This is a genomic window from Endozoicomonas sp. ALC013 (genome assembly GCF_049310205.1).
GTDB lineage: Bacteria > Pseudomonadota > Gammaproteobacteria > Pseudomonadales > Endozoicomonadaceae > Endozoicomonas.
In genome coordinates this window covers 1-20,915 of record NZ_JBLYNS010000062.1, presented here as the reverse complement: position 1 = coordinate 20,915, position 20,915 = coordinate 1, and the positions used below count along the sequence as shown (strand labels likewise).

Here is a 20,915-nt window from a genome sequence, read left to right as displayed (position 1 = left end):
AGATTCGATTTGCTCTATTTGAGTTCAATATTACAAGTATTCAGATGATGGTGTCTGGTTTTCATATTTAAACACACAAGGCGTGATATATGTCGTTAACACCCAGTGGCAAGGAACGCCGCTCGATTAAGCGTCATCAGTTGCAGGATTATCTGAAAATTTATAACCGTAACACCATGCGAGTTATGGGGAGTATCGGGAACATCAGTTGTAATGGCTTAATGCTGATCAGCTCTGTCCCTGTATTGATTGGCGCTGTTTATAATATGCGTATTATTCTTCCCGATGATGAGATGGGGGAACGGTATCTGGATTTTGATTCACGGTGCCACTGGTGTAAGCCTGATGTTGGGCCGGAATATTTTGACTCTGGCTACAGTATTGTCAATGCGGGTCATGATATTATCGATCTGGTTGAAACATTGAAAAGTTATTTTACCTTTGACGAAGTCACAGACTGACGTTTACAGGTAGAATCTTACGTTACCGATCGATTGCTGTCTCAGGTCGTCATGTCTGCTGATTACGTTGTCCCTGCCCAAGTTATAACGGTTGAAACCGAAGTCAAAAAAAGCCGATTTATTACCTGCATTTCTCCGGCCCACTCTCGTCAGGAAGCCCAGGCTTTTGTCGAAGAAAAGCGTATCGAATACCCGGATGCCACGCATCACTGTTCAGCCTTCGTTGCAGGAGCACCGGATGGCGGTGCTGTGGTTGGGTTTGACGACGATGGCGAACCTTCTGGTACTGCAGGCCGCCCGATGTTGAATGTACTTCAACATAAGCGTATTGGAGATGTAGTGGCTGTGGTGGTGCGTTACTTTGGTGGCGTGAAACTGGGAGCTGGTGGGCTGGTCAGGGCTTACAGTGCGTCTGTTCAGCAGGCCTGTGAACAATTGCCGCTTGAGCAGCGGGTTGCACTAAGAGCGGGTGTACTTCTCTGTGACTATGCCCATGAGCAGATGGTTCGTCACCACCTTGGCCAGTTTCAAGCGAGTCTTGAACAGTGTGACTATGGTCAGTCAGTCAGGATGATGATCTCAATGCCAGAAACGGGAAGAGAGCATCTTGCCCGACATTTGTACGATGTCAGCCGGGGCCAGATTATTATTCAGTGGCAGGATGATGTCTGAATCTTTCTGTTTCATTGTCTTTTCTCCTCTTCTCAACGTGATATCGGCCACGTTATTGCTGAGCGAGAGTGTTTTTGTATTGGTAGGCACCACTACACTTTACCTGATCTTGCTACACTGAGTATCTGCTGTAATATTCCGCCTTACGGTTACCCAACCTTTCTTAAACGTGTATCGAATTTTATGTCTGAACTTAAACGAGCTATCAGCAACGACACGGTCGACAGCCTGAAAAGCAAGTATCTGACCTATTTTGGCGTTAAATCGAAAAAAAACCTCAAAACCGAGCTGGTTAACTCAATCGCAGAAGGTCTGACAGACCAGACGATCCTGAAAACATACCTGGGGAAACTGTCAGAACTTGAGATGGCCTTATTGCAGGAGTCGCTGTTCAATTATGGCGGATTGATTGATCGGGGCCGCTTCAAACTGAAATACGGCGACTTTCCGAATAAACCACAAAGTAGCATTTGGTACTACCGACAGGAACCATCAGACGCTGTCATGGTCTTTTTCTTCACTGTGGGTTCTGACTGGTACAACATTCGAAAAATGCCCGAGCCGGTCATGGCTTCCCTAAAGCAGCTGGTTGCAAAACCTGAACCGGACACGCTGACAACCGTCGTCTTGCCAGAGCCTCTGCCCAACCATCATATTCTGTTTGAACGGGAACGGCTGGCCCTGAGTGAGCTGCATTCAATACAGTTGTTATTGCAGGATAAGCAAATCAAGGTCAGTGAGAAAACAGGGGTTGCCTCAGGGGCGACGCTGAAAAAAGTGTCTTCCGCCGTACATGAATACTATGGCGACGACCCGTGTGATGATGCAAAAGGTTGCGAGTCGATGCTGGCTTACGGCTGGCTGAGACTACTGGGCAACAGCAAATTTACCAAACAGTCAGGCACCACACTGATTCCTGCCAAAAAGACAGATCGCAACCCGGCTGACACCATCAGGGAAATGTGGGCTCAATGGTTGAATAATAAGAAAGAAGACGAATTTCGTCGTATTGATCGCATCAAGGGACAAACCGGCAAAGGGAAGCGCTATTTCACCGATGTCCTGAAAAGAAGAGAGGTCATTACTGCTTACCTGAAGGGCTGTGAAGTCAATGCCTGGATTGCCTTTGCCGACTTTGCCAATTTTATGTTCATCACCGGTGCTGACCTGGAAGTGACAACAGCATTGCACCATCTCTATATCTACAATCCGGATGACGGATGTCTCGATGGCAGGAGTTGGGACTGTCTTGAAGTCCGTTATTTGCGCTGTTTCCTGCTGGAGTATGCGGCAACCCTGGGGCTGGTGGATGTGGTAATGGCTCCCCCTGATGACGATGAGAGCTTTGATGATCAATACGGCGATATGGAGTGCCTCAGCCGCTACGACGGTCTGCGATATTTCCGCCTGACGCCTTTGGGTCAGTACGTACTGGGTCTGACTGACCATTATAAGGCAGACCATAAGGAGTCAACTGAAACACCGCTGACCATTCAACGACAAGGGCGCATTGCTTTTGACCGTGAGCCGACGCCCTGGGAACAGCGCTTCCTGTCACTGTATGCTGATCATCATAAGGATCATATCTGGAAGCTGTCCCGTAAAAGGATGATGGAAGCGCTGCAAATTGGCGGTAGTGTCGATGAATTAAAGGCCTTCCTTCAGGCTCGGGATGATCAGCCCTTTTTACCGGAAGATTGTGAGAGTATCCTCAAGCAGGCGGCGGCCAATGTCGGGGGCGTGGAGATAAAAGAAGAAGCGCTGATCGTGAACTGCAAAACTCAGGACATTGTCGAGTTTATTATCAACGATAAAGTGCTGTCCAAGTGGTGTCAGCGGTTGGGTAAGCAGCAGATCGTGATTCCCAAAAGCAAAGAGAAGAAGTTTAAAGAGAGCCTGAACTCTGTTGGGATCGGTTGTGTCTGATTTTATGAATAATGATGAAAGGGGCTAATATGCAGTCATTTTATTTCCATGACTACGAAACTTTCGGTATCGATCCTGCCCTTGACTGGCCAGCCCAGTTTGCGGGTATCCGGACGGACGCAGAATTGAATGAGGTGGGAGAGCCGCTGAATATTTTCTGTAAATTGCCGGAAGACCATCTGCCGAACCCTATGGCCTGTCTGGTAACCGGCTTGACACCACAAAAGGTGAACGAGCAGGGGACAGTGGAGCCGGAATTTATTCGTCGTATTCATACCGAGTTTATGGTGCCAGGCACTTGTGCTCTGGGCTATAACACTATTCGCTTTGATGATGAGGTAACCCGGAACATCCTCTACCGGAATTTTTATGACCCTTATGCTCGGGAGTGGCAGAACGGCAACAGTCGTTGGGATTTGATCGATCTGGTCCGATTGACTGCGGCTTTGAGACCTGAGGGTATTGAATGGCCGTTGCGTGAGGATGGTTGCAAAAGCTTCAGGCTGGAGGAGATTACTGCGGCGAATGGTCTGGATCACGGTGCAGCTCATGACGCCTTATCGGATGTCCGTGCCACTATTGCGCTGGCCAGGTTGATTCGCCAACGGCAGCCCAGGGTGTTCCAGTTCTATCTGTCCCATCGTGGTAAACGTGAAGTGGCCGGGTTGTTAAATCTGGTCAGCCAGCAGATGGTGGTGCATGTCTCCGGCATGTTTGGAGCACAGCGCAATAACCTGGCTGTGGTGCTGCCGTTGATTGATCATCCGATAAACCGTAATGGTATTGTCGTTTATGATCTGTCGGTGGATCCGGCACCTTTGTTGAATTTGTCGGTGGATGAAATACGACGAAGGCTGTTTACACCCGTTGATCAATTAGGCGATGGGGAAGCACGAATTCCATTAAAGACCATTCATATTAATAAATGCCCGGCGGTTGCTCCCTTGAATGTTCTCAGGACCGAAGACCAGGATCGTCTTGAATTGGACCTTGCCAGGTGTGAAGCGCACCGGAGCCAGTTGCTGGCGGACAACGGGCTGGCCGCAAAACTCAGGGCGGTGTTTTCAGAGTCACCAGCGATAAAGCACACGGATCCTGATCAGATGATTTATTCGGGTGGTTTCTTCTCACCGGCAGACAAAAACGAAATGAGCCGGATTGTTTCATCCAACCCTGCGCAGTTACCTGAACTTGGCCTCTCGTTTTCCGATAAGCGGCTGGAAGAGATGCTGTTTCGTTATCGTGGCCGACACTATTTTGAAACCATGGATAAAGAAGACCGGGGGCTTTGGAAGCAATATTGTCGGGACCGATTGTCTGGGGAGCTACATCCGGACAATAAACAACTATTAACGCTTGATCATTTCTGGAACGAATTGAGAGAGGCTCAGGCGGTGGCTGGGGAAGATTTGGAAAAACAGAATATACTGGCACAATTGTCTGATTATGTGCAGGGGCGTGAGAACACTCTGGCCAATCAGGACTTTTATTAATCCGTTATCAAGTGTGTAACCATTTTAAGTCTGTTGACTGAAGCGTGCCCATCCCAATAAAGCAGCCTGCAAGCACATAGGGTTTTATGTGCTTAAGCTTATTGGAATGACTGTTTGACGACCAGGTTCAGCTGTTCTGCCAGTCGGCCGTAGATGGTGGGTTTTTCAATGTAATCGACAGCGCCAGCTTTAATGGCTGCAACAGCGCTGGATACATCATTATGATGTCCAAGGATGATAACCGGAACCTGGTGGTCGCTACTGGCCAGGTCCTGCATCAGGTTCAGAGCCTGGCCATCAGGCTGGTCATTCGCTGCAATGATACAGGATGGCTGATCGGCCTTAAGTGCATTTAACAGTTCAAAATGCGAACTGAAGCAGATAAGCTCCATGGATTTTTCATGGCACAGGCTGCGAATAGTCTCGGCAGTGCCGGAATCCTGTTCCAATAAGTAGACTGAGCAGTGGGTTGCGAGGTTCATAAAGGCAGCCTGGCGGTAATAAGTAACCTGTCGTTTGCAAGGCGTGTTGCAATGAAACAGCTGTAAGCAAAAAAGCTGCTGCTTATCGATAACATGCGGCAGGATTGGCATGCATGACGTATGCAGGCTGTTCCGCCGTTAACAGCAGCTCAAGAAGCAACCTTTAAAATATGAAATACCCTCTGATTCAAATTAAACCGAACTTGTTTAGAAAGTATTTCACCGTCTCTTCTTGCCATTGTCTAATGGTACGACTTCAGTTTAGGTTTAGCTGGCTTAATCCTGAATGGAGGGATGTACTTGACGTGATTCGGCGAGTACCTAAGTGTATGACTGTTCGTTCGTTTAATTATTATATTATTCGTTTAGATCATTTTTTTTAGAATTAAACGGAAATTATAATGGGTCGTTATTTGGTCAATCCCGTAATGGCTGTGGGGTAATTTCATTTTAGAAGTAACTGAATTACTTTTCATTCCATTAACCAAGGTGTCGAAACTTTATACAGGTGTTTCAAGCTGGCTGTTTAACCAATCCAGGAAAGTGGATGTGGCTTAAGCAGAAGCGGCTCCGCAACCTCGTAGAGTGAGGTATACGGAGCAGGCCGGTGCAGGTTAGATTTTGAAGTTAAATTCGCCGTCCAGATGTTCTTTTACCTGCATGACCTGACGCACCAGGTGAGCAAGGGATTTGGTACCCATCTTTTCCATAACGCGGGAGCGATGGATTTCCACCGTGCGCTGACTCAGGTTGATATCCGCAGCGATGACCTTGTTGGCTTTACCCTCAACCACATGGTGCAGTACTTCACGCTCACGATCAGTCAGGGTCGACAGCCTGCGGAGAATTTCCTTGTGCTCCAGCAGTTCTCTTCTCTGCTGCGTATCCAGTTTCAGGGCATCGTTGATCAGGTCCAGTAGTTCCTGGTCGCGGAAAGGTTTCTGGATAAAGTTCATTGCGCCATCTTTGATGGCCTGAACCGCCATAGGCACATCACCATGACCCGTGATGAAGATGATGGGCAGAATGCAGTGCATCTCGTTGAGCTTGCTCTGCAGCTCAAGTCCGCTCATGCCGGGCATGCGGATGTCCAGCACAATACAGCCAGGCCGGTTTTCATCGTAAACTTCAAGGAACTCAGCAGGTGAAGAGAAGGCTTCGACAGTCTGACCTACTGACCTCATCAACATTTTCAGCGAGTCACGCACAGCCTCGTCATCATCGATGATAAATACGGTTGGTTCTTGCTTCATGTCCTGTTGCTGCATAATGACTCCACTGTGAGAAGTTTGCCGTATAATTCGGTGTTTTTGCCATCAGGCTGGAAAGAAGTGATGCGGGAAAGCCATAATTAACGCTCTTTGAGCATCAACTGCGTTAACCGGAAGGTTGGCCGGAAGTCACACAGGTTGAAAAAGATTGCTTAAAAGTTGTGGAATTCGCTCTGTGTTTTAGCGTCTCTCGGCAAAGAGTTTAGCAGAGTGTGATGCTGTTGCTTTATCAGGGCAAATAAAAAACAACTCCGGCTTACACTGGAACTCTTTTTGAAGATCAGTCGTTATTTTCGCAGTTTATGCAGAGTAATACTTCCCGCAGGTATCAATTTCTTCTGGTTTCGTACCAGTATTTCCGTTGACTGCGTAAATTTACAGGTTATGTAACGCAAACAAACATCAATCTGAGTAAGGCGCATTATATTAGATGATATTTCCTGTATTGTTATCAGGGATAATACTGCTTGGGTTGTGGATTTGTGCGTAGGTGGAGTGTTTGTGGTGGAGGGTATTGAAGCAAAAGGCCTGTACTTCTACAGGCTCTGAAGTCAGTGTTAAATCATCAGTGAGCTGACTGGCTCAGATTCAGCGGCGCAATCATGTTTTCCGGTTTCAGGATCTCTTTTAGCTGATCTTCGGTCAGCAGGCCTTCTTCCAGCACCAGGTCAACTACACGACGGCCGCTCTTCAGGGCAGTCTTGGCGATGCGGCTGGAGTTTTCGTAGCCCAGGTATGGGTTCAGTGCGGTAACCAGACCAACACTGTTGTCTACGTAGCTTTGGCACACGTCACGGTTGGCGGTAATGCCCTTGATGCACTTCTCGGTCAGCATGTTCATGCCGGCAGACAACTGCTGGATAGACTCAAGAATCTTATAAACCAATACTGGCTCAGCGTAGTTCAGCTGCAGCTGTGCAGCCTCAGAAGCCAGGGTTACAACCATGTCGTTACCAATAACGTGGAACGCGATCTGGTTCATGGCTTCCGGAATAACCGGGTTCACTTTGCCAGGCATGATCGACGAACCAGGCTGCATCTCTGGCAGGTTGATCTCGTTAAAGCCACACAGCGGGCCACTGGAGAGCAGACGCAGGTCATTGCTGATTTTGGACAGCTTAACCGCCAGACGTTTCAGGGCGCTGGAGAAAATAACGAATGCGCCCATATCGGACGTGGCTTCCACCAGGTCGCCAGCCAGAATCATTTCCTGGCCAGAGATTTCACTCAGGTATTTGATGGCCAGCGGCGCATAACGGCTGTCAGCCGTGATGCCGGTACCGATCGCCGTACCACCCAGGTTCACTTCACGCAGCAGCGCGGCCATTTCACCGATACGCTGAATGTCTTCACCGATGGTGGTGCTGAAGGCACGGAATTCCTGACCCAGGGTCATAGGAACGGCGTCCTGCAACTGGGTACGGCCCATCTTCAGAATGTCGTTGAACTCGTTGGCTTTGACGTCCAGGGCATTTTTCAGGGTCTTGATGGCAACCAGCAGTGACTTGTGCTTGAGCACCATGGCCAGACGCATCGCTGTCGGGTATACGTCGTTGGTAGACTGTGCCATGTTGACGTGGGTGTTCGGGTGCAGGTACTGGTATTCACCACGACGATGTCCCATAAGCTCCAGGGCACGGTTACAGATGACTTCGTTGGCGTTCATGTTGGTGGAAGTACCCGCACCGCCCTGAATCATGTCAACAACAAACTGATCGTGCAGACGGCCTTCGATGATCTCATCACAGGCATCAGCAATGGCTTCTGCTTTCTGCTGGTCCAGCATGCCCAGATCACGGTTCGCCAGTGCACAGGCTTTCTTGACCATAGCCAGGGCCCGTGGCAGGTTGGCATAGTGGTTCAGCTGAACACCGCTGATCTGGAAGTTTTCAATGGCACGCTGGGTCTGGATGCCATAGTAAACATTTTCCGGAACCGGAGCTTCACCGAGCAGATCGTGTTCAATTCGGTATTGGGTAAGGTCTGTCATTTTCTTGGCCTGGGATAGCGCCATACTTGCGCACTGGAGGAAAATCATTAGCCTGCATCGGATAAGCCTGTTTTGCTTGGTAAAAGCAGGCTGGCTGGGTTTAGTCTGTGCCTCTCCATAACTATCAGCAATAAGTGGTACTACCTAACTGAATAAAAGTTATCAAAAAAATAAAAGATGAATGATCTGTATCAATTTTGATCAGTTTTTATATCTATGCTTGTGACTGGCAATGAGGACAGGTATGCCACACTAAGAGCCTCCAACGCTGAGTGTGGTTTAACATTCAGATTATCGGTAAAGAGTTACCCGACGGTAGTATTGTTCTCTATTTTCCTTAGGGCCTTTGCACTCGGGTTTATAGCAGGGGTCAAATGTCGTCTTGGCCCCGAAGCACAGGGAGGCCTTTTTTGCCATTTCGCTTCTTCCTGTTTCCTCCTGAATAAATCGAAAGATATGACCAAGACCACTTCCTGCGCGACAACGGATATTGTGTCTCATAGACTGTTGCAATTCTTTATCGCCGCCAAAGTTATTGATGTTATCAAGCCAGTCAGTTAGCGATGCAATACGGTCGTTAACTCGCTGCTTACTGTCTACTATCTCAGGTTGTTTAACCGTATGTTGCAGGCATAGGATCATCATCTGCTTTGCTAAATTCAGGGCATCCAGCCGCTCTTGTTGAGTTGATCTCAGACCACCGCTATGCGGATCTTCAGTGCAATGAAGAAGCGTCCATGTTGCTTCTTCGAGCAGGCGTTCGAACTGTAACATGAACATGAATTTCTGGTTTTTCAGAATGTCATAACATCTGACTTCCTCTTCAAGATTGTTGAAAATTCTACAGGTATGAATATGGCGAAGCAGCTTATTGATGACAGGATTCCGGTTTTCAGGCTTCATTGCTTCAAAAGGGTTGAGTTTTTTTCCCTTCCAGCCAATAACTGAAAATTCTTTAACCGCATCGTTATTACCAGAAGTGGTATCCTGGTGATATTGATATTTATTGATGAGCGCTTCTGTCAGTGACATCACTGAAGACAGATCGGTTAATAGCGCTTGCTTCGTCTCTATGGCAGATGTTGCTGAAGGTTTGGCTTCAATTAGCTCAACCCTGTCGTTTTTCCCAGGAGGAACGGTTTGCAATGCATTATTACTTGATGGTGTTATTTGGCTTTCTTCTGCCAGGAATATAAGTTGATTAACCTTTGCATTGCATTGCAACCATAAAGACCGCTCTGCTTCATGGAGTCTGGATTCTGATTTCTCTAATAAGGATTTGATGGTTGCCAGTTTTTCAAGATCAGGTGATTGGCAGTGCTCAAGGTAAAACCGGGCCAGTTCAAAATGCATCGTATCATCGTTACTGGCAGCATCAACTAATAACCGTTCAGACTTTTCCGGGTCAAGCTGATGGTTAAGGGCAATCATAGCCTTCAGCCAAATAACCATGGGGTTTTGACTATCTGAAGCAACAACTTCTGTGATGTTGCCGTCAAGGTAAGCAATCAGAGCATCGGAAACATCTGATGCAGTAATTTTTTTTATCTGTTGCCTTACTTGCTCTTCATCTCCAAAGTCAACCAGACCATAAAAGTTTACAAGGATTTTTATCAATAAAAATATGTTTTCTGTGGTTGGAGCTATTTCAATAAGATCAGTAAGAACCTCCATGCTTTTACTGGAAGGAATATTAACTCCGGCAGGATTTAGTGATTTCAGGTGAATGACCAGCGATTGTTCTCTCAAACCAATAAATGCCGGGGTTCGGGCAATGTCAGAGTTCTCAAAGCTATCACAAAGTGATGCGATAACCGTCGTTAGTCTGGCTCTTGTTTCTCCCGAAACAGATTGATTAATGGACAGCTTGTAAAGTTTACCCAATGTTTTTGCCAGAAGAACATAAGGCACAAGATCGGGATCGGCTAATTGTCTGTCGATTATTATCTGAAACAACTGAAGGGTTGCTTCAGCAATTACAGGCAGTTTGCTGTCAGATGTCTGCTCAATAGCGTCTGTTTTCAGCATGCAGCGCATGGTTGCCTGAAACCAGTGATGAAAGTTTTCCTTATCTGTTTTTGTCAGGAACTCCTTGCTTTTTCTGTGTAATGTACTTGATAGATCAAGCGCTATTGATTTAAGTACTTTTAATTGAGTAACAGGCGTTTGTTCTTTAATCTGTCGGAGTTGCTGGTTTATGCCGGGTTTTCCCGGATGCTGTTCACTTTTATTGATCACTGTTTGAATGCCATCGGTAATGTCTGTATAAGACACCGTGGTTCCAATAATTTTATCCAGCTCATCTTTTCGTCCCTCCTGAACCAGTTTTTGTATTTTTTTTAATCCTTGCATCTCAGCAATATGCTGTCGTTGGTATTCTCTCGGAAGGTGAGCGGTTTCTGATTGCCACTGATTTTTAAGAACCCGGTCAGGAATATGCTGCATAGAGGAAGCCCCCCTGTCATATAGAGCTTTTGCAACTTTCTCTCTTTCTGAGAGGCTGCGGGCAGAAGTGCTCTTGGAGGCTTTTTTGGGTCGATGAATCTCTCGATGCTTATGCCGTGAACGAGGTCCTGGTTGAGTGGTGGGAGTCTCAGTGTGAGAACCAATTGAAGAACCTTGAGTTGCTGAAGCCGACTGATTGGCATCCATCTCTGTCACCTTTCCGAGCTATTCTGAGTTCAGATTAGACTCGGATTTGGTCTTATAGTTCTAACATTTTCCGACTTCAGGTAGTTTATTTTGTCCGTTTTGCATGGCGCTCGCGGTTTTCCAGCTTTTCCCGCTCGCTTTTTCTGATCATCACATACAGTGCTCCAGAGCCGCCATGGACTTTCAGTGCGCTGTGAAACGCCAGCACCGCTTCCATCTGGGGTAGCCAGTTGTACAGGTAACTTTTCAGCAGGGCAGGCGGGGTGCTTTTCTCGCCACGCCCATGGGCTATCAAGACGGTACGCAGCTCGTGTTCCCGGCAATCATTGATAAACTGGAAAACCTGCTCCTGTGCTTCCCGGGCGGTTTTGTGGTGCAGGTCAAGGCGTGCCTCAATATCATATTTGCCCAGGCGGAGTTTTTTGAATACGCCTTCCTGTACGCCATCCCGCTTCCAGACCAGAAAGTCATGGGGTTTGACCATCTTCGGGTTGAGCAGTGAAAGAAAATTCGGGTCGGTAAAGGTGTCTTCTGCAGCGGCCTTGCGAATCTCCTGGCCCGGTGTGACCCGCTGAACTCTCTGGGTATCTGCGGTTGCTTTCTGTTTTAACGGGTTTACGCCTTTCATCTCTTTCAGGAAAGCAGAGATGTCATCATTTTCTGATGAATTGTCAGATGAGTTATTTGTTGAGTTGCTCATAGCCGGATAACTGACCAAGTGAAACTGTTAATGGCTGAAACAGTGGGACCAGTCTTTCCAGACCGGTTCGAGCCCTTTGGCACGAATGGCATCCGCCACTGCTTCTGGACGTCGATTGTCGTCAATGGTGAACTGTTCCAGATCTTCATTGCCCAGGATATTGTCATCCGCATAGCCACCCGGGTGGGTGCTGGAATAGGCACTCATGGTGGTGATGCCCAGGGGCAGGACATTATCCCGGAACGTTGCCGATTCACGGGTGGATAAGGAGAGCTCGGCTTCGGGTTTGAACAGGCGGTAAGCACAGATCAGCTGAACCAGCTGCCGGTCAGAGATCACCGATACCGGCTGAAAATCACCTTCACAGGGGCGCAATCGGGGGAAGGAAATGGAATAGCGGGTGCGCCAGTAGGACTTTTCCAGGTAATCCAGGTGAGCCGCCACCATGGCCGAGTCGGTTCGCCAGTCTTCCAGGCCAATCAAGGCACCAACGCCGATTTTATCAATGCCCGCCCGTCCCAGTCGGTCAGCGGTTTCCAGACGGTAATTGAAATTCATTTTGCTGCCCCGGAGATGGTATTGCTCATAGGCAGACCGGTGATAGGTTTCCTGGTAAACCAGCACTGCATCAAGGCCAGCTGCCATCAGGGATTGGTAATCTTCCTGATCCAGAGGCTGGACCTCAATACTGATATGGGCAAAGTGTGGCCGCAGCCGCTCAATCACCGATTTGATGTAGCTGACACCCACTGTCCCCGGGGCTTCGCCAGTCACCAGCAGGATATGATCGAAACCCATCTTTTTGATCGCTGCCACTTCCCGGTCCAGCTCGTCCATCTTCAGGGTTTTCCGGCGAATTTTGTTACCGAGACTGAAACCGCAGTAAGTGCAGATATTAGTGCACTTGTTGGAGAGATAGAGGGGAATAAAGAGCTGCAAAGTATTGCCGAACCGTTGTCGGGTCAGCTGCCTGCTTTTTTGCGCCATGGCTTCCAGATAGGGCTCTGCCGCCGGGGATATCAGTGCCAGAAACTGCTGATGGTTCAGTCTGGTGCTGTGCAGGGCGTTTTCTACATTCGCAGCGGTCTGGCTGTGGATGGTCATTTTCAGTTCATCCCACTGAAGCTGATTAAAGTGGTCAAGAAAGGTCATCAGGTCCTCTCCTAAAGGTCATCCAGAAAGGCCGTTAACGGGCTGCTGGCCTGGGCCTGTAATGAGCGCCCACCAAGACCGGCCTGGTATGCCCTGCGACCGGCGATAACGGCATCTTTAAAGGCGATGGCCATTTGTACCGGATCACGGGCCACGGCGATGGCGGAATTGACCAGCACGGCATCAGCCCCCATCTCCATGGCCAGGGCCGCATCGGAAGGGCTGCCTATGCCCGCATCAATCACCACTGGTACCGAGCTTTGTTCAATAATGATCTGGATAAACTCTTTGGTCTTCAACCCCAGGTTGCTGCCAATGGGGGAGCCCAGGGGCATAACGGCGGCAACACCCACTTCCTCCAGGCGTTTGCAGAGAACCGGATCGGCATGGATATAAGGCATGACGGCAAAACCCATGGCACTTAAGGTTTCGCAGGCTTTCAGGGTTTCAATGGGGTCTGGCAGAAGGTATTTGGGGTCAGGATGAATTTCGACTTTGACGAAATGGGTGCCGAGGGCTTCTCTGGCCAGCTGGGCTGCGTAAATGGCTTCATCCGCAGTGCGGGCACCTGAGGTGTTTGGCAGCAGGTTCAGGTTGTGCTCCAGCTGTCGGTCGAGAAGAGGCCCGAGGATATTGTCCTGCTGCTCATTCAGGTCAACCCGCTTCAGCGCCATAGTGACCAGTTCACTGCCGGAGGCAATAATGGCATCGGTCATCAATTGGCTGTTACTGAACTTTCCAGTTCCGGTAAACAGTCGTGAAGAAAAGGTTTTATCCGCAATTTCCAGCATGCCAGCCTTACGTTATTTAGTGCGCTTTGGTTTATGTTTGTCTCGGACAGCCTCCTAGCCACCCGCCGTTGCTTTTATCAGGGTAATGTTATCCCCGTCACTCAGCAGATAAGATGCCCACCGGGAGCGGCTGATGATTTTACAATTGACCGCAAGGGCTACGCCTTTTTCCAGGTGGTTCAGTTGCTGTAACAGGGCCTCAACGCTGATAGGGGGCTCCACTGCCATCGGCTGATTGTTTACCGTGATCTGCATGGTCAATTGGGTGCCAGTCCTTTTTAGTTGGCAAGATTCTAAAGAATCCGGGGGGTGTTTGACAAATGATCTGCACAGCCGGGTTGAGGCACAAAGACAAATACTCTTCATTATTGGCGGTGACAACTCTACCCAAGGCAGGGTTCAGCCGTTAGAATTGACCGTTTATTTTCTGTAGCTCATCTGTTTTGGAAACCCCATGGAGAATCTGGATAACACGCTTGATACGCTGGTGGCCAGCGCACTCAGTGCCGTTGAAGCCGTTGCTGACGCCTCAGGTCTGGACGAGATCCGCGTTCAGTTCCTTGGTAAGAAAGGCGAGCTGACCTCTTTGCTCAAGGCCCTTGGCCAGCTCTCCCCTGAGGAGCGACCAAAAGCAGGTGGGCTGATTAACAAGGGCAAGCAGCAGGTTCAGGACGCGATCAACCATAAAAAAGCGTTGCTGGATCAACAGGCCCTGGATGCCCGACTGGCCAGTGAGGCCATTGATGTATCCCTGGCCGGGCGTGGTCAGGTGTTGGGTACTGTTCACCCGATTACCCGTACCATGGAACGGATTGCCGACTATTTCGGTCGCATCGGCTTTACCGTGGAGCAAGGGCCGGAAATCGAAGATGATTACCACAACTTCGAAGCCCTGAATATTCCCGGTCACCATCCGGCCCGTGCCATGCACGACACGTTCTATTTTGACGACACTACTGTACTGAGAACCCACACCTCACCGGTTCAGGTTCGTACCATGGAGCGTTTTGTCAAAAATAACGAGAACCCGCCCATTGCCATTGTTTGCCCGGGTAAGGTGTATCGCTGTGATTCTGACCAGACCCACAGCCCGATGTTCCACCAGGTGGAAGGTCTGTACGTTGCCGAGAAAGTCAGCTTTGCGGACCTGAAAAGTGTTCTGATTGACTTCCTGAGAGTCTTTTTTGAGCGGGATGATCTGCAGGTTCGTTTCCGTCCATCCTACTTCCCGTTCACTGAGCCTTCTGCCGAGGTGGATATTGAGTGGGGCCGTAACGACGATGGCTCGATCAAATGGCTGGAAGTGCTGGGCTGCGGCATGGTGCACCCGGACGTGTTCCGCTACTCCGGGATCGATCCTGAAAAGTACACCGGTTTTGCCTTTGGTATGGGGGTTGAGCGTTTTGCCATGCTGCGTTATGGCGTCAATGACCTGCGCCAGTTCTTTGAGAACGACTTGCGCTTCCTGGATCAGTTCCGTTAGGAGCGGTTGGGACAGCGTCATTTTCAAACGTTTAAGAACAGACGGTTTTAGCAGGATTGAGTAAATAGCATGAAATTCAGTGAAAAGTGGTTGCGGCAGTGGGTCAATATTGAGGTCGATACCCAGGCGCTGGTAGATAAAATCACCATGGCCGGTCTGGAGGTTGACGAGGTTGAAGCCGTTGCCGGTGAGTTTACCGGTGTCGTTATTGGTGAAATTGTGGCCTGTGAGCAGCACCCGGACGCCGATAAGCTGCGGGTGACTCAGGTCAGTACCGGCAGTGAGTCTTTCCAGGTGGTGTGTGGTGCCCCTAATGCCCGGGTGGGTATCAAGGTTCCCTTTGCCACCGTGGGTGCCGTATTGCCCGGCAACTTCAAAATCAAAAAAGCCAAATTGCGCGGTGTTGAATCCTTCGGCATGCTCTGTGCCGAAGAAGAGCTCGGCATGGCCGAGTCTTCCGATGGTTTGATGGAGCTGCCTCTGGATGCCCCGGTTGGCCAGAATATTCGTGAATACCTGTCTCTGGACGACAAGATCATCGATGTGGACCTGACCCCTAATCGCGGTGACTGTCTGAGCATCGCCGGTCTGGCCCGTGAAGTCAGCGCAAACTTTCTGGCGGATGTGACAGAAGAGCAGATAGTGGAAGTGGCACCCGCCATTGATGATACCTTCCCGGTTCATATTGATGCTCCACAGGGCTGCCCGCGCTATGTTGGCCGGGTTATTCGTAACGTGGACGTTTCCCGTTCTGCGCCATTGTGGCTCACTGAGCATCTGCGCCGCTCCGGTGTCCGCTCCATTGACCCGGTGGTGGATGTCACCAACTACGTCATGTTGGAACTGGGTCAGCCTATGCACGGCTTTGACCTGAATACGCTCTCTGGCAGCATTCATGTGCGCATGGCGGAGGCTGGCGAGAAGCTGACCCTGCTGGATGGTCAGGAAGTCACACTGAACGACAACACACTGGTCATTGCTGATGAGCAGAAGGCTCTGGCGATTGCCGGGGTGATGGGGGGAGAAGGTTCCGGCGTCAGTGACCAGACCCGTCATATCTTCCTGGAAAGCGCATTCTTTGATCCGATTACCATTGCCGGTAAGGCCCGTTCCTATGGCTTGCACACGGACTCTTCCCACCGCTTTGAACGGGGTGTGGATTTCCAGCTGCAGAACAACGCGGTTGAACGTGCCACGGCCCTGATCGTCGAGATTTGTGGCGGTGAACCGGGTCCGGTAACGGAAGTGGCCAGCGAAGCCCACCTGCCTGCTCTGCGTGAAGTGACACTGCGTTCTGAAAAAGTGACGTCACTGCTGGGTATGGCCATCGAAAACCGTCATATCGAAGCATTACTGTCGCGCCTGGGTCTGGGCTTAACGCTTGTTGAAGAGACCGATGACCAGGCATGCTGGACGGTGTCTGTCCCCAGCTGGCGCTTTGATATTGCCATCGAAGAAGATCTGGTGGAAGAGCTTGGCCGAATTTACGGCTACAACAATCTGCCTGAGAGCACGCCGACAGCGATGTTAAAGATGAAACAGGTGGACGAGTCCCGGGTTCATGAATCAGACATTCGTCGTGTACTGACGGCCCGTGGTTATCAGGAGGCGGTGTGCTTCAGCTTTATCGCTCCGGAACTGCACCGGCTGTTTGATCCTCAGCGTGAGCCTGTTGCCCTGTCCAACCCGATTGCCAGCGATCTGTCCGTGATGCGCACAACGTTGCTGCCAGGACTGGTTAAAACCGCTGGCTACAACCTGAATCGTCAGCAAAGCCGGGTTCGTCTGTTTGAAACAGGTCTGACCTTTATCAGGGAAAAGGGCAAAGACGGCGATGAACTTAAACAGGAGCCAATGCTGGCTGCCCTGATTACTGGCAGCCGTCATCCACAAAGCTGGCAGGGCAAGGCTGAAGCCGTTGACTTCTTTGACCTGAAAGGCGATTTCGAAGCGGTCTTAGCCCTGGGGCAGGCCGGTAATGAGTTTGTGTTCCGCAAGGGCGAGCATGCTGCCATGCATCCTGGCCAGTGTGCCGAAATTGTTCGTGCTGGCAAAGTGATTGGTCATATTGGGGCCTTGCACCCATCGCTGGCAAAGACGATGGATATGCCAGCTGCGGTTTACCTGGTTGAGCTCAGCCTGAAAGCGGTGACTGAAGGCCAAGTTACCCGTTTTGCAGCCCTGTCGAAGTATCCTGAAGTTCGCCGTGACCTGGCACTGGTGGTTAATGCCGCCACTGCTGCTGGCGACATTGAACGGGTAATTGCCAGTGAAGCCGGTGAACTGTTGCGCCGGGTCAATACTTTTGATGTTTATGCCGGTCAGGGTATTGAAGCAGGGTTCAAGAGCCTGGCCATGGGCTTGACCTTACAGCATCCTTCCCGCACTCTAAAGGATGACGAGGTTAATGAGCTGGTTGACCGTGTTGTTGCCCGCTTGAAACAGGACTTCGATGCCAGCCTGCGTCAGTAAACGCCAGTCAATGGCCTCAGAGTGAATAATAAGATCATGGTAATAGCCTGTTATCTTTCTTTCAGAAAACCCGATACAGCTATTACCATGGGAAAAACAAAAAAGGGGATTGGTTCATGGGAGCCCTGACGAAAGCCGATATGGCCGAGCGACTGAATGAAGAGCTTGGCCTTAACAAACGCGAAGCCAAAGAGATGGTCGAGCTGTTTTTTGAGGAAATTCGCCAGTCTCTCGAAAAAAACCAATCGGTGAAACTGTCCGGCTTTGGTAACTTTGATTTGCGCGATAAACGTCAAAGACCAGGCCGGAACCCGAAAACGGGAGAGGAAATCCCGATCACTCCACGACGTGTGGTGACCTTCAAACCCGGTCAGAAACTCAAGGCGAGAGTGGAAACCTATGCAGGACATGGAACTCAGGACGAGTGATCTGCCAGCTATCCCTGGCAAACGCTACTTTACCATTGGCGAAGTCAGTGAGCTCTGTTTGGTTAAGTCTCATGTGCTGCGCTATTGGGAGCAGGAATTCCCCCAACTGTCACCGGTTCGTCGAGGTAATCGGCGCTACTACCGCCATGAAGACGTACAGCTGGTTCGACAGATCCGCAGTCTTTTATACGATCAGCGCTTTACCATCGATGGAGCCCGCACGCAGCTGAAGCGTCATGCGGTTAAGCAACAAACGTTTGATTATCGTACTGAAATAGCGCAGGCAATATCGGAATTAGAAGCAGTTGTTGATATTTTGTCCTGAGCTAAATGATTCGGAACAGGCAATCACTTCATCCGAAGAAGTAGCTAAGTGGTGGTTTTTTCCACAGCGGAATCCAGGATACTGGATCAATTAGAAAGGTGATGTCTTGCAAGTAATATTTTTCCCAGAGACTATCACAGCCATGATAACGTTTTTGCTCTAAGAGCCTGGGATTGTCTTTCAATTTCTGGATGTTATCCAAGCCAAGTTTCAGCGCAATAAGTTCTTCGGGTGTGTTGCCATTTCTATCTTTATCAGCACGTGTTGTTGTCGGTAATCTCTCCGGGAAATCCTGATAACGGTAGCCATGTTTTCTTGCCAAAGCGCAATTTATATTGTCGGTTGTTTCCATTTGCTCCCGTTGCAGATATTCGAAAACTTCATGATCATCCTGCTCCACAGCACAATGAAGCAAAGTTTTCTGGTCTTCTGATTTGTGAAATAAATACGCTCGGTAATGTTCACTCCCCATGAAATGACTGCAAAGCTCACGTACTACTTTAAGACTGCTGTGACTTGCCGCCAGACTAAACAGGCTATTGCGTTTGTCGTTCGTAGTATTTGCCAGTTTACCCAATTTTCTGAGTGCTTCCATAAGGGTGAGTGCCCCTTCATTCCAGCCGGTCAAAAGGGCAAAGTGCAAGGCCGTGTCGTGGTTCATGGCAATTGGCAGGATATTTCTAATCTCACCAGGGTCCTCCAGTCGTGCAGCATTAGCAGCGATAGCCGCAGTGACAGAGATAGTAGTAGTGATAGTAATGGAATCGGGAGTAGAAGACGTAGTGGTAGTAGAACAAGACGCCGTGTGTTGATCAATGCGACTCCGGCAGACATCATTCTTGAGAGCGAGCTGTAAGAGTTTCATATCACCTGCGAGACAGGCAATGTGCAATGGGGTTAAATCACAAGGGAGATCCCAGTCGTTTAATCCACCTTCAGCACTTTTTAATAGTCCAGCAACCACCTGAGCCTTTTCGACCAGCATTTTAATGTCTGTCAACTCCGTAAAGACCTTGGCAACCTCACTGCTGGAAGACCCGTTTGTTGGTATAACCTTCAATCCTTCGGATTGCGTCTCCTGGGCTGCTGAAGACGGAAAAGACGGATTAATTTGAGAAGTATTGACATCCATAACAAGGTGACCTCGAACGTGTACCTGCGTAATTTGAATACACGACCGGTACAAAGTTCCTGACTACAACCAAAAATTTCCCATCACTTATTTATCAGGGCTGAAGAGTAGAACGTGAAGATGGTTGCCATGTTCTGTGATAAACCGGAAGGCCATGGCAATCCATTCTGCCTGGTCAGAAATTACTTCGGAACAGGCAGTGACTGATCACTTCACACGAGGGTGCATGATCTAAACGGCGAAATCCAGGATATAGGCTGCATTAAACCAGTAATGTCTCGCAAGTAGTAACCTAGCCAGGGGTTATTACTGTCACTAAAACGTACTTCCTCTACAAGTTTGGGATTGTCATGAAATTGCTGGATATAACGCAGACCAGCTTTCATTGCGGCAAGTTTCTCGGGTGTATTACCATTTCTATCTTTATCAGCACGCGTTGTTCTCGGGAGCATCCGGAGCTGGTTGTCCTGATCATTCGCCGAACCTGCGATCATTTCTCTGGTTGCGGACATTTGCTGATCTTGCAGATAGTTGAAAACTTCCGGACCATTCTGGTCTACTGCACAATGAAGCAAGGTTCTATGGTGTTCTGATTTGTGAAACAGATACTCCCGATAATTTTCACTCGCCTTGAAAGAATCGCAAAGCCCACGAACAACTTCAAGACTGCTGTGACTTGCCGCCAGACTGAGCAGGCTTTCGCCTCTGTCGTTAATCGTGTTTTTCAGTTTATCCTGAACATCAAGCTCTTCGATAAGCGCTAATGCTCCTTTGTCCCAGCCGGTCAGCAGGGCAAAATGCAAAGCCGTGTCGTGGTTCGTGGCAATTGGCCGTTGATCACCAACTTCGTTATTGCCCTCTGGTGATGCAGTTGCTGCATTGGCACTAGTTTCATTTGCAGTAGCATCAACATCAGTATCAGCAGATGTTTGCTGATCAATGTGCTCCTGGCAAAAATCATCCAGCATTGCGAGTTTTAACAGTTCCATATCACCAGCAAGACAGGCAATATGCAACGGGGTTAAATTACAGGGAAACTCCCAGTCGTTTAATTTACCGTCAGGATCTTTTAATTGTCTGGCAACCGCCTTGGCTTTTTCGACCAGCGTTTCTGTGTCTCTCAACTTCGGGAAGACGTTAGCCATCTCACTGCAGGATGGCTCTTTTGCTGGTATGGCTTCCACTCCTTCGTGTTGCTTCTCCTGAACTGGTGAAGCTGGAACTTGCCGTATGATTTGAGAACCAGTGACATTCATAACAAAGTGACCTCGGACATGAGCCTGCGTTGTTTGAACACCTGATCGATACAAAGTTCCTGACCAAAACCGAAAAAAAACTTTTCATCACCCATTCACCGGGGTTGAAGCGTCGAACCTGAAGTCAGCCTTCCAGCGATCAATGGCCACAATGGCATTGGCCGGATCTGAAATGGGAGATTTTGTTATGCAGTCCCAACAGTTTCAAGACCTTCTTAATGCATATCAC

General features: G+C 49.2%; 18 protein-coding genes. 8 read left to right on the top strand and 10 right to left on the bottom strand.

Annotation, left to right across the window (positions count from 1 at the left end; translation table 11 throughout):
* Positions 1 to 89: 89 nt before the first annotated feature.
* From ACO6V1_RS12845 to sbcB, 4 genes are all read left to right on the top strand, one after another.
* Positions 90 to 461, top strand: a complete 372-nt coding sequence (locus ACO6V1_RS12845; protein ID WP_101747812.1) for a PilZ domain-containing protein — start codon at positions 90 to 92, stop codon at positions 459 to 461.
* Between the two features lie 51 nt (positions 462 to 512).
* The gene (locus ACO6V1_RS12840) at positions 513 to 1,133 is read left to right on the top strand and encodes a YigZ family protein (RefSeq protein ID WP_422463067.1); all 621 of its coding nucleotides are present in this window, start codon (positions 513 to 515) and stop codon (positions 1,131 to 1,133) included.
* A 183-nt stretch (positions 1,134 to 1,316) separates the two neighbouring features.
* On the top strand, positions 1,317 to 3,059 hold the full coding sequence (locus tag ACO6V1_RS12835; protein ID WP_422450516.1) for a hypothetical protein: 1,743 nt from the start codon (positions 1,317 to 1,319) through the stop codon (positions 3,057 to 3,059).
* Positions 3,060 to 3,088: 29 nt separating this feature from the next.
* The gene (gene sbcB, locus ACO6V1_RS12830) at positions 3,089 to 4,552 is read left to right on the top strand and encodes an exodeoxyribonuclease I (protein WP_422450517.1); all 1,464 of its coding nucleotides are present in this window, start codon (positions 3,089 to 3,091) and stop codon (positions 4,550 to 4,552) included.
* A 98-nt stretch (positions 4,553 to 4,650) separates the two neighbouring features.
* On the opposite strand, the gene ACO6V1_RS12825 is transcribed toward sbcB, so the two are convergent.
* From ACO6V1_RS12825 to thiS, 8 genes are all read right to left on the bottom strand, one after another.
* A complete protein-coding gene (locus ACO6V1_RS12825) occupies positions 4,651 to 5,034 on the bottom strand; it encodes a response regulator (RefSeq protein WP_269675130.1) in 384 nt (127 codons plus the stop codon).
* Between the two features lie 614 nt (positions 5,035 to 5,648).
* Complete coding sequence (locus ACO6V1_RS12820) at positions 5,649 to 6,287, bottom strand: response regulator transcription factor (protein ID WP_209277995.1); 639 nt, start codon at positions 6,285 to 6,287, stop codon at positions 5,649 to 5,651.
* Positions 6,288 to 6,870: 583 nt separating this feature from the next.
* Positions 6,871 to 8,295: an aspartate ammonia-lyase gene (aspA, locus tag ACO6V1_RS12815; protein ID WP_422467089.1), complete on the bottom strand. Its 1,425-nt coding sequence runs from the start codon at positions 8,293 to 8,295 to the stop codon at positions 6,871 to 6,873.
* A 291-nt stretch (positions 8,296 to 8,586) separates the two neighbouring features.
* Positions 8,587 to 10,947: a hypothetical protein gene (locus ACO6V1_RS12810; RefSeq protein WP_422467087.1), complete on the bottom strand. Its 2,361-nt coding sequence runs from the start codon at positions 10,945 to 10,947 to the stop codon at positions 8,587 to 8,589.
* A gap of 85 nt (positions 10,948 to 11,032) precedes the next feature.
* Positions 11,033 to 11,647 (bottom strand): DNA endonuclease SmrA, encoded by a 615-nt coding sequence (gene smrA, locus ACO6V1_RS12805; RefSeq protein WP_422467085.1) that lies wholly within the window; start codon positions 11,645 to 11,647, stop codon positions 11,033 to 11,035.
* Between the two features lie 27 nt (positions 11,648 to 11,674).
* Entirely contained in the window at positions 11,675 to 12,799 is a 1,125-nt protein-coding gene (thiH, locus tag ACO6V1_RS12800) for a 2-iminoacetate synthase ThiH (RefSeq protein ID WP_422467083.1), read from the bottom strand.
* 11 nt (positions 12,800 to 12,810) lie between these two features.
* The gene (locus ACO6V1_RS12795) at positions 12,811 to 13,590 is read right to left on the bottom strand and encodes a thiazole synthase (RefSeq protein WP_422467081.1); all 780 of its coding nucleotides are present in this window, start codon (positions 13,588 to 13,590) and stop codon (positions 12,811 to 12,813) included.
* A gap of 54 nt (positions 13,591 to 13,644) precedes the next feature.
* Positions 13,645 to 13,845: a sulfur carrier protein ThiS gene (gene thiS, locus ACO6V1_RS12790; RefSeq protein ID WP_422450524.1), complete on the bottom strand. Its 201-nt coding sequence runs from the start codon at positions 13,843 to 13,845 to the stop codon at positions 13,645 to 13,647.
* A gap of 199 nt (positions 13,846 to 14,044) precedes the next feature.
* On the opposite strand from thiS, the gene pheS reads away from it, so the two are divergent.
* From pheS to ACO6V1_RS12770, 4 genes are all read left to right on the top strand, one after another.
* A complete protein-coding gene (pheS, locus tag ACO6V1_RS12785) occupies positions 14,045 to 15,073 on the top strand; it encodes a phenylalanine--tRNA ligase subunit alpha (protein ID WP_422450525.1) in 1,029 nt (342 codons plus the stop codon).
* 69 nt (positions 15,074 to 15,142) lie between these two features.
* Complete coding sequence (gene pheT, locus ACO6V1_RS12780; RefSeq protein ID WP_422450526.1) at positions 15,143 to 17,545, top strand: phenylalanine--tRNA ligase subunit beta; 2,403 nt, start codon at positions 15,143 to 15,145, stop codon at positions 17,543 to 17,545.
* A gap of 116 nt (positions 17,546 to 17,661) precedes the next feature.
* A complete protein-coding gene (gene ihfA, locus ACO6V1_RS12775; protein WP_101747798.1) occupies positions 17,662 to 17,973 on the top strand; it encodes an integration host factor subunit alpha in 312 nt (103 codons plus the stop codon).
* Positions 17,954 to 18,298: a MerR family transcriptional regulator gene (locus ACO6V1_RS12770; protein WP_269675122.1), complete on the top strand. Its 345-nt coding sequence runs from the start codon at positions 17,954 to 17,956 to the stop codon at positions 18,296 to 18,298. Before ihfA ends, ACO6V1_RS12770 begins: the two co-directional genes overlap by 20 nt.
* Positions 18,299 to 18,326: 28 nt before the next feature.
* Here the strand turns inward: ACO6V1_RS12770 and ACO6V1_RS12765 are convergent, their stop codons facing one another.
* Together ACO6V1_RS12765 and ACO6V1_RS12760 are read right to left on the bottom strand one after the other, a co-directional pair.
* Complete coding sequence (locus ACO6V1_RS12765; protein ID WP_422467079.1) at positions 18,327 to 19,430, bottom strand: hypothetical protein; 1,104 nt, start codon at positions 19,428 to 19,430, stop codon at positions 18,327 to 18,329.
* A gap of 212 nt (positions 19,431 to 19,642) precedes the next feature.
* Complete coding sequence (locus ACO6V1_RS12760) at positions 19,643 to 20,686, bottom strand: hypothetical protein (RefSeq protein ID WP_422467077.1); 1,044 nt, start codon at positions 20,684 to 20,686, stop codon at positions 19,643 to 19,645.
* Positions 20,687 to 20,915: the final 229 nt, after the last annotated feature.

What these genes read in the sequence shown, in the direction of transcription:
- ACO6V1_RS12845 (WP_101747812.1), top strand. Translation starts at nt 90, where the DNA reads ATGTCGTTAACACCCAGTGGCAAGGAACGCCGCTCGATTAAGCGTCAT.
- ACO6V1_RS12840 (WP_422463067.1), top strand. Translation starts at nt 513, where the DNA reads ATGTCTGCTGATTACGTTGTCCCTGCCCAAGTTATAACGGTTGAAACC.
- ACO6V1_RS12835 (WP_422450516.1), top strand. Translation starts at nt 1,317, where the DNA reads ATGTCTGAACTTAAACGAGCTATCAGCAACGACACGGTCGACAGCCTG.
- sbcB (WP_422450517.1), top strand. Translation starts at nt 3,089, where the DNA reads ATGCAGTCATTTTATTTCCATGACTACGAAACTTTCGGTATCGATCCT.
- ACO6V1_RS12825 (WP_269675130.1), bottom strand. Translation starts at nt 5,034, where the DNA reads ATGAACCTCGCAACCCACTGCTCAGTCTACTTATTGGAACAGGATTCC.
- ACO6V1_RS12820 (WP_209277995.1), bottom strand. Translation starts at nt 6,287, where the DNA reads ATGAAGCAAGAACCAACCGTATTTATCATCGATGATGACGAGGCTGTG.
- aspA (WP_422467089.1), bottom strand. Translation starts at nt 8,295, where the DNA reads ATGACAGACCTTACCCAATACCGAATTGAACACGATCTGCTCGGTGAA.
- ACO6V1_RS12810 (WP_422467087.1), bottom strand. Translation starts at nt 10,947, where the DNA reads ATGGATGCCAATCAGTCGGCTTCAGCAACTCAAGGTTCTTCAATTGGT.
- smrA (WP_422467085.1), bottom strand. Translation starts at nt 11,647, where the DNA reads ATGAGCAACTCAACAAATAACTCATCTGACAATTCATCAGAAAATGAT.
- thiH (WP_422467083.1), bottom strand. Translation starts at nt 12,799, where the DNA reads ATGACCTTTCTTGACCACTTTAATCAGCTTCAGTGGGATGAACTGAAA.
- ACO6V1_RS12795 (WP_422467081.1), bottom strand. Translation starts at nt 13,590, where the DNA reads ATGCTGGAAATTGCGGATAAAACCTTTTCTTCACGACTGTTTACCGGA.
- thiS (WP_422450524.1), bottom strand. Translation starts at nt 13,845, where the DNA reads ATGCAGATCACGGTAAACAATCAGCCGATGGCAGTGGAGCCCCCTATC.
- pheS (WP_422450525.1), top strand. Translation starts at nt 14,045, where the DNA reads ATGGAGAATCTGGATAACACGCTTGATACGCTGGTGGCCAGCGCACTC.
- pheT (WP_422450526.1), top strand. Translation starts at nt 15,143, where the DNA reads ATGAAATTCAGTGAAAAGTGGTTGCGGCAGTGGGTCAATATTGAGGTC.
- ihfA (WP_101747798.1), top strand. Translation starts at nt 17,662, where the DNA reads ATGGGAGCCCTGACGAAAGCCGATATGGCCGAGCGACTGAATGAAGAG.
- ACO6V1_RS12770 (WP_269675122.1), top strand. Translation starts at nt 17,954, where the DNA reads ATGGAACTCAGGACGAGTGATCTGCCAGCTATCCCTGGCAAACGCTAC.
- ACO6V1_RS12765 (WP_422467079.1), bottom strand. Translation starts at nt 19,430, where the DNA reads ATGGATGTCAATACTTCTCAAATTAATCCGTCTTTTCCGTCTTCAGCA.
- ACO6V1_RS12760 (WP_422467077.1), bottom strand. Translation starts at nt 20,686, where the DNA reads ATGAATGTCACTGGTTCTCAAATCATACGGCAAGTTCCAGCTTCACCA.